The following is a 317-nucleotide window of genomic DNA, read 5'->3' as shown; positions in this document are numbered from 1 at the left end:
CGGTCCAGAGCGTAGCGGACTGGAACAATCGCAATGTCCGGCCCCTTGAAGGGACAGAGACTGGTGTCGCTGCTCGGGGTCTTGTCGAAGCGTGCTGCGCGCCGCTGCTGCAGGGTGCCGTGCTTTTTAGTCATGGCCGCACCTGCGGGCGAGGTGAAGATCGAGAAGGCAATCCGCCTGATAAACGAGCATGAACATCCCTTGTTCCTTGAAGGGGACGAGCTATGTCGCCCGTACGTGGGAACGGTCTATATCAAGAGTCATGCCTGTAAATTTTTATCTATAAAAATCAATTGGTTAAATTTAAAACCCATAAA

At 52.4% G+C, this 317-nt stretch carries 1 protein-coding gene; it reads left to right on the top strand.

Annotated elements, in window-relative coordinates; all coding sequences use genetic code 11:
* Window positions 1-132: 132 nt before the first annotated feature.
* A partial coding sequence (locus ALQ04_RS27085; RefSeq protein WP_221033425.1) for a hypothetical protein occupies window positions 133-317 on the top strand: 185 nt, incomplete at its 3' end.

Source organism: Pseudomonas cichorii, from assembly GCF_003700275.1.
Classification (GTDB): domain Bacteria; phylum Pseudomonadota; class Gammaproteobacteria; order Pseudomonadales; family Pseudomonadaceae; genus Aquipseudomonas; species Aquipseudomonas cichorii_B.
This window is presented reverse-complemented; position numbering and strand designations above follow the sequence as displayed.